Source organism: Bradyrhizobium sp. Y36 (assembly GCF_002531575.1).
Lineage (GTDB): Bacteria > Pseudomonadota > Alphaproteobacteria > Rhizobiales > Xanthobacteraceae > Bradyrhizobium.
This window is the reverse complement of sequence record NZ_NWTI01000022.1, coordinates 22,648-37,927: the sequence shown is the minus strand read 5'-3', so window position 1 is coordinate 37,927 and position 15,280 is coordinate 22,648. Positions and strand designations below refer to the sequence as shown.

At 64.0% G+C, this 15,280-nt stretch carries 15 protein-coding genes; 6 read left to right on the top strand and 9 right to left on the bottom strand.

The features are described 5' to 3' along the window. The first annotated feature begins 56 nt into the window (after positions 1-56). The 6 genes from ugpB to CO669_RS28840 all read left to right on the top strand — a co-directional run bounded on the left by ugpB (position 57) and on the right by CO669_RS28840 (position 5,402). Positions 57-1,373: a sn-glycerol-3-phosphate ABC transporter substrate-binding protein UgpB gene (gene ugpB, locus CO669_RS28870; RefSeq protein ID WP_097663325.1), complete on the top strand. Its 1,317-nt coding sequence runs from the start codon at positions 57-59 to the stop codon at positions 1,371-1,373. A 50-nt stretch (positions 1,374-1,423) separates the two neighbouring features. After that, complete coding sequence (gene ugpA, locus CO669_RS28865) at positions 1,424-2,305, top strand: sn-glycerol-3-phosphate ABC transporter permease UgpA (RefSeq protein WP_097663324.1); 882 nt, start codon at positions 1,424-1,426, stop codon at positions 2,303-2,305. Continuing rightward, positions 2,305-3,153 carry a sn-glycerol-3-phosphate ABC transporter permease UgpE gene (ugpE, locus tag CO669_RS28860; RefSeq protein ID WP_097663323.1) on the top strand — a complete coding sequence of 283 codons (849 nt, stop codon included), beginning with the start codon at positions 2,305-2,307 and terminating at the stop codon, positions 3,151-3,153. Before ugpA ends, ugpE begins: the two co-directional genes overlap by 1 nt. A 6-nt stretch (positions 3,154-3,159) precedes the next feature. Beyond that, positions 3,160-4,248, top strand: a complete 1,089-nt coding sequence (locus CO669_RS28855; RefSeq protein WP_097663322.1) for a sn-glycerol-3-phosphate import ATP-binding protein UgpC — start codon at positions 3,160-3,162, stop codon at positions 4,246-4,248. A 405-nt stretch (positions 4,249-4,653) separates the two neighbouring features. After that, a complete protein-coding gene (locus tag CO669_RS28845; protein ID WP_011083554.1) occupies positions 4,654-5,079 on the top strand; it encodes an Hsp20 family protein in 426 nt (141 codons plus the stop codon). 50 nt (positions 5,080-5,129) lie between these two features. Next, a complete protein-coding gene (locus CO669_RS28840; RefSeq protein WP_097663320.1) occupies positions 5,130-5,402 on the top strand; it encodes a BQ00720 family protein in 273 nt (90 codons plus the stop codon). Between the two features lie 438 nt (positions 5,403-5,840). Here CO669_RS28840 and CO669_RS28835 read toward each other — a convergent pair whose 3' ends face one another. The 9 genes from CO669_RS28835 to CO669_RS28795 form a co-directional block, all read right to left on the bottom strand. Beyond that, the gene (locus tag CO669_RS28835; protein ID WP_097663319.1) at positions 5,841-6,947 is read right to left on the bottom strand and encodes a tetratricopeptide repeat protein; all 1,107 of its coding nucleotides are present in this window, start codon (positions 6,945-6,947) and stop codon (positions 5,841-5,843) included. Between the two features lie 120 nt (positions 6,948-7,067). Next, on the bottom strand, positions 7,068-7,529 hold the full coding sequence (ptsN, locus tag CO669_RS28830; RefSeq protein WP_008141251.1) for a PTS IIA-like nitrogen regulatory protein PtsN: 462 nt from the start codon (positions 7,527-7,529) through the stop codon (positions 7,068-7,070). A gap of 220 nt (positions 7,530-7,749) precedes the next feature. Next, positions 7,750-8,361 carry a ribosome hibernation-promoting factor, HPF/YfiA family gene (gene hpf, locus CO669_RS28825; protein ID WP_097663318.1) on the bottom strand — a complete coding sequence of 204 codons (612 nt, stop codon included), beginning with the start codon at positions 8,359-8,361 and terminating at the stop codon, positions 7,750-7,752. An 80-nt stretch (positions 8,362-8,441) separates the two neighbouring features. Then, positions 8,442-10,064, bottom strand: coding sequence for an RNA polymerase factor sigma-54 (gene rpoN, locus CO669_RS28820; RefSeq protein WP_097663317.1), 1,623 nt, complete (start codon positions 10,062-10,064; stop codon positions 8,442-8,444). 91 nt (positions 10,065-10,155) lie between these two features. After that, a complete protein-coding gene (lptB, locus tag CO669_RS28815) occupies positions 10,156-11,175 on the bottom strand; it encodes an LPS export ABC transporter ATP-binding protein (RefSeq protein ID WP_097663316.1) in 1,020 nt (339 codons plus the stop codon). Positions 11,176-11,397: 222 nt separating this feature from the next. Continuing rightward, positions 11,398-12,105 (bottom strand): LptA/OstA family protein, encoded by a 708-nt coding sequence (locus CO669_RS28810; RefSeq protein ID WP_198964314.1) that lies wholly within the window; start codon positions 12,103-12,105, stop codon positions 11,398-11,400. Positions 12,106-12,110: 5 nt separating this feature from the next. Then, positions 12,111-12,836, bottom strand: a complete 726-nt coding sequence (gene lptC, locus CO669_RS28805) for an LPS export ABC transporter periplasmic protein LptC (RefSeq protein ID WP_097663314.1) — start codon at positions 12,834-12,836, stop codon at positions 12,111-12,113. Between the two features lie 172 nt (positions 12,837-13,008). Continuing rightward, positions 13,009-13,623: a ribonuclease D gene (locus CO669_RS28800; RefSeq protein WP_097663313.1), complete on the bottom strand. Its 615-nt coding sequence runs from the start codon at positions 13,621-13,623 to the stop codon at positions 13,009-13,011. A gap of 105 nt (positions 13,624-13,728) precedes the next feature. Further along, positions 13,729-15,051: a UbiA family prenyltransferase gene (locus CO669_RS28795; protein ID WP_097663312.1), complete on the bottom strand. Its 1,323-nt coding sequence runs from the start codon at positions 15,049-15,051 to the stop codon at positions 13,729-13,731. Positions 15,052-15,280 lie beyond the last annotated feature (229 nt).

Genomic DNA, 15,280 nt, shown 5'->3' with positions numbered 1-15,280 from the left:
ATATGGCGCTGCTAGCGCAAGCGCTTCTTTAGTGACGGGCAAGGGAGGTTTTCTTGATGGCTCTTCGACATTTTGGCACGGCTGCTGCTGTTGCACTCGCGGTTGGTCTCGGTGCTTCGCCGGCCCTGGCCGTGACGGAAATCCAGTGGTGGCACGCGATGACCGGCGCGAACAACGACGTCATCGTCAAGCTCGCCAACGACTTCAACGCGTCGCAGACCGACTACAAGGTGATCCCGACCTACAAGGGCAACTACCCCGATACGATGAACGCAGGCATCGCCGCGTTCCGCGCCGGCAACGCCCCGCACATCATGCAGGTGTTCGAGGTCGGCACCGCGACCATGATGGCCGCGACCGGCGCCGTGAAGCCCGTCTACAAGCTGATGGCCGAGGCCGGCGAGAAGTTCGATCCCAAGATCTATCTGCCCGCGATCACCGGCTACTACTCGACCTCGAAGGGCGAGATGCTGTCGTTCCCCTTCAACTCGTCGTCGACCGTCATGTGGGTCAATCTCGACGAGCTGAAGAAGGCCAATGTCGAGATTCCCAAGACCTGGCCGGAGACGTTCGAGGCCGCCAAGAAGCTGAAGGCGGCGGGTCACGACACCTGCGGCTTCTCGGGCTCCTGGATCACCTGGGTCAATCTCGAGCAGCTCTCCGCCTGGCACAACGTGCCGCTGTCGAGCAAGGCCAACGGCCTCGACGGCTTCGACACCGTGCTCGAGTTCAACGGACCGCTTCAGGTCAAGCATCTCGAAACCCTGGTCGAGCTTCAGAAGACCAAGGTGTACGACTATGCCGGCCGCACCAACACCGGCGAAGGCCGCTTCACCTCGGGCGAATGCCCGCTCTATCTGACCTCCTCGGCGTTCTTCGGCAACGTCAAGGCGCAGGCCAAGTTCAACTTCACCGCGGTGCCGATGCCCTACTATCCCGACGTCAAGGGCGCGCCGCAGAACTCGATCATCGGTGGCGCCTCGCTCTGGGTGATGGGCGGCAAGCCGGCCGGCGATTACAAGGGCGTCGCGAAATTCCTGACCTTCCTCTCGGACACCGATCGTCAGGTCTACATCCACAAGGCCTCGGGCTATCTGCCGATCACGAAGGCCGCCTACGCCAAGGCGAAGGAAGAGGGCTTCTACAAGGACCAGCCCTATCTCGAGACCCCGCTGCTCGAGCTGACCAACAAGGAGCCGACCGAGAACTCGCGCGGTCTGCGCCTCGGCAACATGGTTCAGCTGCGTGACGTCTGGGCGGAAGAGATCGAGCAGGCGCTGGCCGGCAAGAAGACCGCCAAGCAGGCGCTGGACGCCGCCGTCGAGCGCGGCAACACCATGCTGCGCCAGTTCGAAAAGACCGCCGTGAAATAAGGCGACGGACGGCAGGCCGGCCAAGCCGGCCTGCCGCTCCCGCGGGCATCATGCAAAAGCAAGCCATTTTCCAATCGAAGCTATTGCCTTACGCGCTGGTTGCGCCGCAGCTCGCGATCGTCCTGATTTTCTTCTATTGGCCGGCCCTGCAGGCCGTGATCCAGTCCTTCCTGCTGCAGGACGCCTTCGGTCTGTCGACCACCTTCGTCTGGTTCGACAATTACGTCGAGCTGTTCAGGGACCCCGCCTATTTCGAATCGATCCTCCGCACCTTCTTCTTCTCGTTCGCCATCGCGGTCTCGTCGCTGTCCTTTGCACTGCTGCTCGCGGTGATGGCGGACAAGCCGCTGCGCGGCTCGACGCTCTACCGTACGCTGCTGATCTGGCCTTACGCGGTGGCGCCGCCCGTGGTCGGCGTGCTCTGGATCTTCATGCTGCATCCCTCGCTCGGCGTGATCTCGCGCTATCTGCGCGCCGCCGGGATCGACTGGAATCCGCTGCTCGACGGCGACCAGGCGGCAGCCCTGATCATCCTCGCCGCAGCCTGGAAGCAGATCTCCTACAACTTCCTGTTCTTCCTCGCGGGCCTGCAAGCCATCCCGAAGAGCGTGCTCGAAGCCGCCGCGATCGACGGCGCGCGCCCGATGCGCCGGTTCTGGACCGTGACCTTCCCGCTGCTGTCGCCGACCATCTTCTTCCTGCTGGTCGTCAACATCGTCTACGCCTTCTTCGACACGTTCGGCATCATCGACACCATGACCCGCGGCGGTCCCGGCAAGTCGACGGAAACGCTGGTCTACAAGGTCTATTCCGACGGCCTGCTCGGCGGCAATCTCGGCTCTTCGGCGGCGCAGTCGGTGATCCTGATGATCATGGTGATCGTGCTCACGGGGATCCAGTTCCGCTTCGTCGAACGCAAGGTGACGTACTGATGGTCGAGGAAGAGGGCTTCCGGCGCTACGTCGCCCACATCATCCTCTGGATCGGAATCGCGATCGTCGCGTTCCCGGTCTACATCGCGATCATTGCCTCGACGCAGGACAACGCGCTGATCGCGAACGGGCAGATGTCCCTGCTCCCGGGCGGCCATTTCTTCGAGACCTACTACCAGACCATCTTCGTCGGCACGAGCGGCTCGACCCGCGAGCCGGTCGGCAACATGATGCTGAACTCGCTGGTGATGGCGCTCTTGATCGCGGTCGGCAAGATCGCGATCTCGATCATCTCGGCCTATGCGATCGTGTATTTCCGCTTTCCGCTGCGGATGCCGATCTTCTGGATCATCTTCATCACCCTGATGCTGCCGGTCGAGGTCCGCATCTATCCGACCTACAAGATCGTCGCCGACCTGCACATGCTCGACAGCTATGCGGGCCTGGCGCTGCCGCTGATCGCCTCGGCCACGGCGACGCTCTTGTTCCGCCAGTTCTTCATGACCGTGCCGGACGAGCTGCTGGAGGCCTCGCGCATCGACGGCGCAGGTCCCCTGCGCTTCTTCTGGGATACGCTGCTCCCGCTGTCGCGCACCAACATGGCGGCGCTGTTCGTGATCCTGTTCATCCTCGGCTGGAATCAATATCTCTGGCCGCTGCTCATCACCACCCGCGACGACATGCAGACCATCCAGGTCGGCATCCGCAAGATGATCACCACTACCGACGCGCTGACCGAATGGCCGATCGTGATGGCGACCGCCGTGCTTGCGATGCTGCCGCCGGTGTTCGTTGTCGTCGTGATGCAGAAATTGTTCGTGCGCGGTCTGGTCGAGACGGAGAAGTAGAGAGTTATGGCCAACGTCACCCTGCGCAACGTCCGCAAGACCTATCCCGGCGGCTTCGAGGCCATCAAGGGCGTCAATGTCGATGTCGGCGACGGACAGTTCTGCGTGCTGGTCGGCCCCTCCGGCTGCGGCAAGTCCACCCTGCTGCGCATGGTCGCCGGCCTCGAGACCGTCACCGGTGGCGAGATCGACATCGGCGGCCGCATCGTCAACCAGATCGAGCCCGCCGATCGCGACATCGCGATGGTGTTCCAGAACTACGCGCTCTATCCGCATATGAGCGTCTACAACAACATGGCCTACGGCCTGCGCAACCGCGGCATGGCGGAGGCCGAGATCAAGACCCGCGTCGAGGAAGCCGCGCGCGTGCTCGAGCTCACCTCGATGCTGGAGCGCAAGCCGCGCCAGCTCTCCGGCGGCCAGCGCCAGCGCGTCGCCATGGGCCGCGCCATCGTGCGCCAGCCGAAGGTGTTTTTGTTCGACGAGCCGCTCTCCAATCTGGACGCCAAGCTGCGCATCGCGATGCGGGTCGAGATCCGCAAATTGCAGCGCCGGCTCAACACGACCTCGATCTACGTGACCCACGACCAGCTCGAAGCCATGACGCTTGCCGACATCCTCGTGGTGATGAACGGCGGCCAGGTCGAGCAGGTCGGCAATCCGCTGGCGATCTACGAGAAGCCGGCGACCACTTTCGTCGCCTCCTTCATCGGCGCCCCGCCGATGAATTTGATGGCGACGCGCCCCGAGGAGATCAGGTCGCAGCTCGCCGGCAGCAACGCCGCCGACGCCGGCATCCTCGGCATCCGCCCCGAGGATTTCGTCATCACCGACCAGACCCCGGCCGGCGGCGTCGCCTTGCCGCTCACCGTGGAGGCGATCGAGCGCGTCGGCGCCGAAACCTTCGTCTACGGCTCGCGCGAGCAGGAAGAGCAGCACGTCGCTGCCACCCCCGGCGAGCTGCCGCCCGGCGAGATCATCGTCCGCATCCCCGGAACCGAAGCCCCCGCCATCGGCGCGAAAATCCGCGTCGCGGCCGTCCGGGCGAAGCTGCATCTGTTCAGCGCCGACGGCCGGACGCGGTTAGAGGCCTGAGGGTTCAGAGGCCCCAAGCAAAAAGTGCGAAAACAACCCCATGCACAGTAGAAGGGGCTCTGTTTTCGTTGGGAAAATTCGTCTCGAAAATCGTCGCGCCGGCGCGAGAGCCTTTTCCGTTCCGATGGAATCGGAACGGGGCTCTAGACTGTTGTTTTGACGCGTTTTCTTGACGCGAACCGGCATCCACTTCGCTCGAAAACGCTCTCATTCCTGACGAAGCGTTCGGAGACATCGCTGACACATTCGCGATGGCAAATGGACGGACGCGCCCGACATGGAGCCATCCACAGCCTCCCGGCTACGTCCTTGAATGCACAAGGGGATATGCCCATATTGCGGATCAAGGGGCGCCTCTACGGGCCCCGACACACCAAAGTCGCTTCTGCGAGGACTTTGTAAACTATGTCTCGTGTTCCCACGTTATCCAGTCCGTTCCTTCTGGGCTTCGACGAGATCGAGCGCGTGCTCGACCGCGTCGTCAAAGGCGCCGACGGTTATCCTCCCTACAATATCGAGAGGTGCGACCGATCGGACGGCCAGCCCGAGCGCTTGCGCATCACGCTGGCGGTCGCCGGATTCACCCGCGACCAACTCGATGTAACCATTGAGGAAAACCAGCTCGTGATCCGCGGGCGTCAGCAGGACGACAAGACCCGGCAATACATCCATCGCGGCATCGCCGCGCGTCACTTCCAGCGCACCTTCGTGCTGGCGGAGGGGATGCTGGTGCTGGGTGCGGATCTGAAGAACGGGTTGTTGTCGATCGACCTGGCCCGGCCTGAACCGGAGAGGATCGTTAAGACAATCGCTATCAATGAGCACGAATAATGGAACGAGTAGCGGACTCGACCGCTTAGTGTTCCAGAGGAGTCGAGACCATGAGTGAAGGTCACGTTGCGTTCGAATACGAAGCCAAGGCCGTCTCGCCCGAGACGCTGGCAACCCTCGGCGAAGGCCATATTGCCTATGTGAAGCAGATCCGCTCCGAGGATGTGCCGGGCCTGTTCCCCGAAGCGCCGAAAATCGCGCCGGGCCTCAAGCTCTTCGCGCTTCACGCCGCCGACGGCACGCCGATCATGCTGACCGACAGCCGCGAAGCCGCGGTCGCCAACGCCTGGAGCAACGAGCTGCAAGCCGTCAGCGTGCACTAAAGCACGCGCGTCGCACGAATAGAGTTTTGACGGGCATGCCTTCGAACGAAGGCGTGCCCGTTTTTATTTTTGGCGATGACGCTGCTGCATCGTCATTAAGGCCGCAGCGACTTGTCCGCCGCAGCCGCGGCGAAGGCGGAATCAATCCAGAATCCCTCCGTGGAAAGGTTCTGGATTGCTTCGTCGCAAGCGCTCCTCGCAATGACGGAGCGGGAGGCTACGGCACACGCAACTCCCGTGTCCCGGACGCGCTGCAGCGTGCAACGCTGCTGCGCGGAGCCGGGACCCAGGAGGCAACACGCGCGCTATGGAGACACGGGCCCCGGCTCTGCAGCGCACCGCACCGGACGATGCTTCGCATCGCCGGGGGAGCGCTGCGCTGCGTCCGGGGCACGAGAGCGGGGATAGCACTTCGAAGCCATCACTTCAGGAAGCCCATCACTTCACAAACCCCAGCCCTTCGCGTGCCGTGTCCACGGCCCATTTGTCCTTCGGCGGCAGCGCGAGCACGCTGTTGAAATCCGCGCGAGCATGTTTGGGGTCGGACATCATCATGTAGAGAAGGCCGCGGTTGACCAAGGTATCCTGGTTCTTGGGATCGATTCGAAGCGCCTCGTTGTAATCGGCGAGCGCGCGAGCGTGCTCTCCCAATTCGCGCAACGCCATGGCCCGATTTTTGTAGCCCGTCGCATTACCCGGCTGCAGTCTTATCGCTTCATCGAAATCAGCAACGGCGCGTTTATCGTCGCCCTTCTTGTGCCAGGCGAGCGCACGAGCGGAATAGGCCCTCATAAAAGTCGGATCGAGCCTTGTGACCTCGTCAAACTCCTGTATGGCGCCATCGGCGTCGTCCCGTTTTAGAAGAACGACGGCCCGGCAAAAGTGGCCCCCGGCACTTCGTGGCTCCAGACGAACCGAATTGTTGCAGTCGTCGAGAGCCGCATCGAATTCGCCCTTGTTGAGACGGACATTGCTTCGCAGCTCGTAGGGCGATGCGGCGGCCGGATTCAGTCGCATCGCTTCGTTGTAATCGGCGACCGCGCGATCGGTGTCGCCCTTCGCCGCATACGCCTGCCCTCTCATGACGGTCGCAAAGTAGATGTGCTTGGGATTGCGTTCGATCGCCTCGGTGAACCCGGCGATGGCGAGATCGAGGTCGCCGTTGTTGAAATATTCCTGCGCCCGCGAGGTGTAGGACGGTCCATAACCGGGATCGAGGCGAATGGCCTCGTTGTAATCGGCCAGGGCATGATCGCGATCGCCCTTGGCCGAATAGGCACGGCCGCGGCAGTTATAGGCGCGGCCGAAATTCGGATCGATCCGGATCGCGGCGTTGCAGTCCTCGAAGGCGCGATCCTTGTCGCGCTTCATGTAATACGATTCGCCGCGCAGCTCGTAAGCCACGGCATTGGTCGGGTCGGCCGCGATGATCGCGGTCTTTTCGGCGATGACGCGATCGTTGGATGCGTCGTCGGCATGGGCCGTGGCGGCGACGGTCACAGAGCAAAGCAGGCCGAAGACCCAGCCGATCGAACCGTAAGTCATGTCTCGGAATTCCCGCGCGGAGGTCGTGCCGGTCGCAGGTGGACATGGTGACGAAATATCACAGCGGCCGGCTGCGAAATAAGTCGCAGACGGCGCGGCTTCGGTTCGAACGAGTGAGGTCTACGCCGCGGTCGCCGGCGGCAGGGCCAGCACCGAATAGATCGCCTGGGCGTCGCGCGAGGCGCGGAGCTTCTTGGCGATATCCTGGTCGCGCAGCAGGCGGGCGATGCGGGCGAGCGCCTTGAGATGATCCGCGCCGGCGCCTTCGGGGGCGAGCAACAGGAAGACGAGATCGACCGGCTGGCCGTCCATGGCCTCGAAATCGATCGGGCGATCGAGCCGTGCGAACAGGCCGAAGATCTTTTCCAGCTTGGGCAGCTTGCCGTGGGGAATGGCGACGCCATAGCCGACCGCGGTGGTGCCGAGCTTCTCACGCTGCAGCAGCACTTCGAACACGGAACGCTCGTTCTGCCCGGTCAGCTCGGCAGCCTTGGCCGCGAGCTCCTGCAAAGCCTGCTTCTTGCTGTTGACCTTCAATGCCGGGAGAATCGCCTCGGGTGCGACCAGATCGGTAATCGGCATGGAGCTTTCCGAGGTGAATTAAACCGTCAGGTTCCGAAATGGCCGGCTTGGAGAGAAACCACGCCGGGCCGGCGCGAGAAGGTGAAGCAGGAGGGGGACTTAGCCCCGATCCTGATGTGGGGCGCTTCTACTCCAACGCAATCCCGGTGCCAACTGCCGCGTGGGGCTTTGCCCGGGTCATTGTTAAGCCCTGGGGATCATACGGGGCTCCGGTTCTTGCCTAACCGCCCGCCTTGCCGTCCGGTTTCGCACCAGGCGGGTCGATCCAGCCGACATTGCCATCAGCCCGGCGGTAAATGATGTTCACCCGGCCGCTCGAGCCATGCTGAAATACCAGGCAGGGGGCTCCGCTGAGATCGAGTTCCATGACGGCCTCGCTGACCGACAGCGGCTTCAGCGAGGTGGTCGATTCGGCGATGATGACCGGGCTATAGCCGGTGACCTCCTCCTCGTCTTCCCCCTCGCCCGGCGCCTCCAGCACGTAAGCCGTGGCGTCGAGGGCGGCGAGCGCGGCGGAGGCGACATGGGCCTTGCGGGCCGACCGGTCCTTGAGGCGGCTCTTGTAGCGCTTGAGGCGCTTCTCGATCATCACGAGAGCCTGGTCGGCGCTGGCATAGGCGTCCGGCGCATTCGAATCGGCTTCCAGCGTGATGCCGGAATCCAGATGCAGCGCGCAGTCGGTGCGGAAGCCGAAGCCGTCCTTGCTGAGCGTGATGTGGCCGGAATAATTGCCGTCGAAATATTTGCGCAGGACCTCTTCAGTCCGGTCGGTCACGCGGCCGCGCAGGGCCTCGCCGACACTGACGCTCTTGCCCGAAATCCGAAGAGTCATGTGATGCCTCGCTTGGTTTGCTTGCCAAGATTGGATCGGTCGCGAATGGAGGAGAGTAGCGCGATTTCGCGCCAGCGCAATCAGGCCGGTTCGGTGTTGCGGGAACGATCGGACAAAGCGGTGGAGAGGACGTTACCAAGAGCGCTCTGCTTGTCGCGGCGGCGTTGCACCGAGGACGGAATGCGCATGGCTTCGCGGTACTTCGCGACCGTGCGGCGGGCAATATCAATGCCCGAGGCGCGCAAGCGTTCCACGATGGTGTCGTCGGACAGGATCGCCGCGGGCTCCTCCGAATCGATCAGCTGCTTGATGTGGTGGCGCACGGCTTCGGCGGAATGCGCTTCGCCGCCATCGGCCGAGGCGATCGAGGCCGTGAAGAAATATTTCAATTCGAACGTGCCGCGATTGGTCGCCATGTATTTGTTGGCGGTGACGCGCGACACCGTGGATTCGTGCATCTGGATGGCGTCGGCCACGGCCTTCAGATTGAGCGGCCGCAGATGCGCCACGCCATGGGTGAAGAAGCCGTCCTGCTGGCGCACGATCTCGGTCGCGACCTTCAGGATGGTGCGGGCGCGCTGGTCGAGCGCGCGCACCAGCCAGGTCGCGTTCTGCAGCGCGTCGGTGAAATAGGACTTGTCGCCGTCCTTGCCGATCTTCTTCGACAGCTGGGAATAATAGGTCTGGTTGACCAGCACGCGCGGCAAGGTGTCGCTGTTGAGCTCGACATGCCAGCCGCCGTCGGGACCCGGGCGGACATAGACGTCCGGCACCATGGTCTGCAGACGCGCCGAGCCGAACTTCATGCCGGGCTTGGGATTGAGGCGGCGGATCTCGCCGATCATGTCGGCGATGTCCTCGTCGTCGACGCCGCAGATCTTGCGCAAGGAAACGATGTCGCGCTTGGCGAGGAGATCGAGATGCTCGACCAGGGCCTGCATCGCGGGATCGTAACGGTCGAGCTCGCGGAGCTGGATCGCGAGGCACTCGCTCAAATTGCGCGCGCAGACCCCGGGCGGATCGAATTTTTGCAGCACCGTGAGGACGTCCTCGACGTCCTTTTGCGAGGCGCCAAGACGCTCGGCGGCCTGGCCGAGATCGGGCGGCAGGTAGCCGGCCTCGTCGACGAGATCGATCAAATACTGGCCGATCATGCGTTGCGCAGGCGCGGTGAACGCGACCGACAGCTGCTCGGCGAGATGGTCGCCGAGCGTCATCTCCGCCGCGACGAAGGCTTCGAGATTGTAGTCCTCGTCGCCGGAAGCGCCGCCGCCCCATTCGGTATAGGTGGTCGGTGCGGCGTCCTGGGCGTTGCGCGCCGCCGCCTCGGCCGGTTCCTCGGAAAAGACGTTGTCGAGGCCCGTGTCCAGGGTCTGCTCGATCTCGGCGCGGGTGCCGAGATCCTTGCTCATCCATTCTTCCTGGCCCGGCTCGAACGCCTCGCCGGGACCGCCGCCGGGCTCGTCGCTGCTTCCGCCGCCGAAATCGTCGTTATCGCTGTACTGGCCAGCCTCGGCCGGGGCTTCGCCCGCGGGGGGCTCGTCATTGGCCCGCTCCAGCAGCGGGTTCCGCTCAAGCTCCTCCTCCACGAAGGTCGTGAGATCGAGATTGGACAATTGCAGCAGCTTGATCGCCTGCATCAGCTGCGGCGTCATGACCAGCGACTGCGATTGCCGGAACTCTAATCTCTGCGTGAGTGCCATGAAGCAAGAACCGTTCCCAAAAAATTGGTCCGATTTTTGCTTATCCTAGTCCAAGCCTGATGTACACGTCTTGACGAAACGCAAAAACGGGCTAGAGGCGGAATTCCTCGCCAAGGTAAAGGCGGCGCACGTCCGGGTCGGCGACGATCTCATCCGGACTCCCCTCGGTCAGGATCTCCCCGGCATAGACGATATAGGCGCGGTCGGTGAGGCCGAGCGTCTCGCGCACATTGTGGTCGGTGATGAGCACGCCGATGCCGCGATTGGTGAGGTGGCGGACGAGGTCCTGGATGTCGCCGACCGCGATCGGGTCGATGCCGGCGAAGGGCTCGTCGAGCAGCATGTAGTTCGGACGCGTCGCCAGGGCGCGCGCGATCTCGACGCGGCGGCGCTCGCCGCCGGACAGCGCGATCGACGGCGATTTGCGCAGGCGGGTGATGTTGAACTCGTCGAGCAGGGAATCGAGCTGCTCCTCCCGCTTCTTGCGCGAGGGCTCGACGACTTCGAGCACGGCGCGGATGTTCTGCTCGACGGTGAGGCCGCGGAAGATCGAAGCCTCCTGCGGCAGATAGCCGATCCCGAGCCGCGCGCGCTGGTACATCGGCAGCTTGGTCACGTCGTGGCCGTCGAGCTCGATCGCGCCGCGATCGGCCTTGATCAGGCCGGTGATCATGTAGAACACGGTGGTCTTGCCGGCGCCGTTCGGGCCGAGCAGGCCGACGGCTTCGCCGCGGCGCACATAGATGCTGACACCGCGCACCACCTGGCGGCTGCCGTAGGCCTTTTCCACGCTATGCACAGCCAGGAAGCCCGGCCGTTTCAGGAGCTGCGGCCCGCCGTCGCCGTTCGACCTGGCGGCATTCCGCAAGGGGTGAACGGCCTGCGGACGCGGCTCGGCTTGATAGTCCGCCTCGTAGTCGCCTTGATAGTCGCCCTGGAACTGGCCGGGCGCCTGCATGGCCTGGTCGCGCGCCATCGGCGCCGCGTCCCTGATCGGGCTGGCCACCAGCCCGCCGACGCTGTCACCGAGCGCGGTGATGTCCTGGCGCGCAAATCCTGGCCGGCCGCGCTTGGCGGGGCGCCGACGGAACATGCTGAAGAGATCGACCATCCCCGCCTTCTAGCCTTTCGCGACGATTCCGCGCGAATTCGCGCGGTCTGCCGCACCGGCCTTTCGATGAGCCGACGCAGCATGAGTGAAGGAATGTCTCATGCCCAGTGAAACACGCCCGAAAAGCGGATGATCCCGCTTCGAAAGCCCTGCGCGCTAGATACAGTCTCGCCGGCCAAGCTTCAACCTCGGTTCGGGAGCTCTTTGTCCAAGCTTTTGATTTTACTTCGGTTTACTTGCGCCGGGCAGCTGCAGAGGCGCCGCGCCGCCAGGCTTGCCCGAACCGCAATCATTGCCGGCCCCCTGCGGCAGCAGGACCTGAACCCGGCCGCTGTCCGATTCCACGCGCGACACACCGGTCGTCATGTCGACCTTCAGCCGGTCGCCCCGCATCACGTTCTTGCACTGGGTCAGGACCACCGGGCCCGAGCCGCCGAGCATGGTGATGAGATTGGTCTTGGTGTCGAACACGGCGGTCTCGCCGGTGACCACCTGGTCCTTCTGGGTGACCACGACGTTGCCGTGCGCCTCCAGCCGCTTGATCGAGGAGCTGCCGCCGGGACCCGGCTGCGCCGACTGCATCGGCGCACCCTTGGTCGCCTCCTTTGTCCCCTTGGCCGCAGGCTGGGTGGCCGGCTTGTCACCGCCGCCCGATTCGTAGAACACCACCAGCGTCTTCGAGGTCATGGTGGTGTCGCCCTGGATGACCTTCACATTGCCGGAGAAGGTCGCCTCCTTCTTCTTGTCGTGCATCTCGAGCGCGGCGGCCTCGATCTGGATCGGCTGATCGCGGTTCTGCGAGAAGCCCTGCATCGCGTTGGGAACGCTTGCCGAGCTCTGTGCGCGCGCTACACCGGCTGCAAGCAGCACAAGGCCGGCGACGAGCGCGAGCTTGCCGACGACAGTGTCATGCGGAAAAGACTTCATCATGAAAATCACTTTGAATTAACAGACCTGTTCTGAGGCGTACGCGTCTTCGCCGGCGGCGCAGGCTCGACCGGCGCAGGCTGTGCGGCCGGCTCGTCCAGCTTATCGAGATGCATCACCACATTGCCTTCGAAACGGATGACGTTGCCGCCTTCGGTGATGCGCAGGCGATCCGCGGTCAACGTGCCGTTGGTCAGCTTGACGTCGACACGTTCGTCCGAGGACACCGTGCCCTTGTTCATGTCGACGAAGGCGGAGTTGAGCCGCGCCTCGTAGCCGGTGGAGGTGCGCAGGAAGATGTCCTTGTGCAGATCGAGCTGCTGCTGCTTGTTGTCGAAGCGCCCGGTGCGGGCATCGAGGAACAGGGTCGACTGATCCTCCATCAGCACTTTCGCGCGCAGGTCGTTGAGATCGACGTGATCGGGATCAGTGATGTCCTGCGTCGCAGTCTTGGCCCAGAGCTCGTAGGGCCGCTGGTCGGGGGTGAAGCCGGACAGATGCGGCGATTCCATCGTGATCTTGGTGCCCGACACCACCATGTTCTCGACGGTGAGCGGCAGCTCCGGCATCCTGAATTTGTTGAAGAAGGCGATGTAGATGATCACGGCCATGGCCACGACCACCGTCGCCGGAACCGAGACCCTGAGAATCCGCACCAGGCGGCTGTGGCGCGCCGCGCTGGCAAACTTCGCCGCGAGCGCGGCGTCGTAGGTGGGATAGTGGGCCGAATTCACCTGAGCTCCTGAGGTGTCGCTCGCCGGGCCGGGTCGAGGGGCAATCCATTGTACCCGTCACGGCCCCGATTTGCAGCCTTGGCATATCAGGCTTGGGCATATCGAGCTTCGACAGGCCGCACGAAAGTGTCCGAAACGGGGCGCAGCCAAAGTCTAACCGGCAGGTCAGCGCTCAGGAATGCGCGAAAATGTCCTCTTCCTCCCAGCCCTGGAGGTCGAGCAGGGCACGGGTCGGCAGGAAGTCGAAACAGGCCTTTGCGAGCGCGGTGCGGCCCTCCCGGACCAGCATGGCATCCAACCGTTCGCGCAAGGCATGCAGATGCAGCACGTCGGATGCGGCATAGGCGAGCTGCGGCTCGGTCAGGCTGTCGGAACCCCAGTCGCTGGATTGCTGCTGCTTGGACAGGTCGACATTGAGCACCTCGCGCACGAGGTCCTTCAGGCCGTGGCGGTCGGTGTAGGTGCGGGTCAGGCGGGAGGCAATCTTGGTGCAATAGATCGGCCCGGTCATGACGCCGAAGGTCTGGTAGAGCACCGCGACGTCGAACCGCGCGAAGTGGAAGATTTTTGTGATGGCGGGATTGGCCAGCAGCGCCTTCAGATTCGGCGCGTCGGTGTGGCCCTTGGGAATCTGCACCACGTCGGCGCTGCCGTCGCCGGGCGAGAGCTGCACCACGCAGAGCCGGTCGCGGTGCGGGTTCAGCCCCATGGTCTCGGTGTCGATTGCAACCGCTCCGGTGTAGCGGGACAGGTCGGGCAGGTCGCCGCGGTGCAGGCGTACGGTCATGGCGCTTCAAAACCTCGGGTCGAATTCGGTGACGTCGGTACAATAGCCAATTCGGATTGCCCGCGATGTAGCCATTGCCGGCGGGCCGCGCAAGCACGGGTTCGGTCAGATCGCCGCCAGCATGATGCAGATCATCGCCGCGACCGTGATGCGGCTCGGGCCGTCGCGGAAGGCGTAGAGAATCGGATCGTCGGGCATCTCGCGGCGATGCGCCATCATCAGGGCGCGGCCGAACCAGTACAGCAGCAGCGGGGTGAGCAGCCACAGCATCCAGGGCCGGCTGTACAGCGGCATCACCGCGGTCGAGGAGACGTAGAGCGAGAACACGGTCACCGCGTTCATCGCGCTCGCCGCCGCCATCGCGCCGATGACGTGCAGGTCGGTGATCCTGTAATCGCGGTTGGAGGGATCCGAAAGGCCAGCGCTCTCGCGCATGCTGAGCTCGCTGAAGCGCTTGATCAGCGCCAGTGAGGTGAACACGAACAGCGAGAAGATCAGCAGCCATTCCGACAGCACCACGCCGACGCCGACCGCGCCGGCGACGATGCGCAGCGTGTAGAGGCCGGCGAGCGTGACGATGTCGACCAGCATCTTGCGCTTGAGCACGAGCGAATAGGCGATCGTGGTGGCCAGATAGGCGCCGAGCACGGCGAGGAACAGCGGCGAGATGAGTAGCGAGGCTGCGACCGCGAACAGCCATAGCGCGGGGATCGCCGACAGCGCCGAGGAGATCGGCAAGTCGCCGGCCGCGAGCGCGCGATGACGCTTGGTCGGATGCTGCCGGTCGGCGGCGAGATCCAGCAGATCGTTCATCAGATAGGCGCCCGACGCACAGGCCGAGAACGCCAGGAACGCCAGCAGCGCGGAGCCGAGCGAGGCAAAGTTCAGCTGATGCGCGGTGATCACAGGCACGAACACCAGCGTGTTCTTGGCGTATTGATAGACGCGCAGCGCCTTCGCCCAGGTCCTCAGGCTTGCACGGCCGCTCGCGCGCGCACTGACGTGCGCGATGGAGGCGCGATCGAAGGGAAGCTCGCCCGCGGCCAGATCGGCCGGCGCAACCACGCCGTCGAAGCCGAGATGCGCGGCGATGCCCGCGGCATGATGCGCGAAGCGGCCGGCGACGAGATAGATTTTCTCGCCCCGCGCCCGCGCCGCCAGCGCCTGGTTCAGCACCTCGGAATCGTAGGGCAGATGGGCGTAGTCGAGCTCAGCCTTCGCCAGGATGTCGGTGAGCGCCGCCATGCCCGCTCGTCCGCCCGCGCCAAAGCGCGCCAGCATCCGGCCGGGGCTGGAGAACAGCGCCTCCATCAGCAGCTCGGATCGCAGCAGGCCGCCTTCGAGATCGACGAGAAGCGTCCGCGCCGCCACCGGAGCCGCCGACGGGGTCGTTGCGCCAGAATCGTAGTGCCGGGCAGGCCGCTCCATCCGAAAACGCTCTTACTTGCCGCAAATGACCGGCATCCGGCCGGGGAGCAGGGACATGGACGGCCGCGAGCCTAGGGGGCATTCGCTAAGGGCGGCTTAATCGCGCGGAGAGCCGCGAAAGCCGCGGTGGCCATGCTCGCTGGATCTAGAAAGAACTCTATTTTATCAAGGCGATAGAAGGGATCCCTCCCCGCTCTCACGGTTGGCATCGTTGAGCGTGAGCAGTGTC